This window comes from Microseira wollei NIES-4236 (assembly GCF_020521235.1).
In the GTDB taxonomy this organism is placed as follows: Bacteria; Cyanobacteriota; Cyanobacteriia; order Cyanobacteriales; family Aerosakkonemataceae; genus Microseira; species Microseira wollei.
Genome location: NZ_BLAY01000618.1, coordinates 1 through 336, shown reverse-complemented (window position 1 = coordinate 336; position 336 = coordinate 1). Strand labels below are relative to the sequence as shown.

The window sequence follows — 336 nt, the reverse complement described above, 5'->3', positions numbered from 1 at the left end:
CGAGCTTCAATTGAATTCGTTGATTTATAATTGGCACAGCGGTAAGGGTGAATTTATTAAGCAAGATGTTTTACCTTTCCCTTGGCTGGCTGTTTTAATTAAAATTAGTTGCAACTTCCCTGTACGGAGCCGTTTTTATCGAAACTTAAGCGCAAGACAAGTTGATTTACCTCGCCCTCCTTATATGGCAGCCGGAAACAATAGTGGACTGCTTTTAGATGCAATTCTTGGGGGAGACTCTAAGTAGGCTCAATTAGAGTTAGCGCCTTTGGTTTTGGTTGCAGGTATTGCTCAAGTTCCTAGAATTTTAGAAAAACTTTGACTCGATGCAGTTAC

1 protein-coding gene is annotated in these 336 nt (G+C 40.5%); it reads left to right on the top strand.

Features of this window, described 5'->3' with window-relative positions; genetic code table 11:
• Window positions 1-247: hypothetical protein (locus MiSe_RS50040; RefSeq protein ID WP_226595075.1), on the top strand; the 247-nt coding region annotated here is incomplete at its 5' end.
• Window positions 248-336 lie beyond the last annotated feature (89 nt).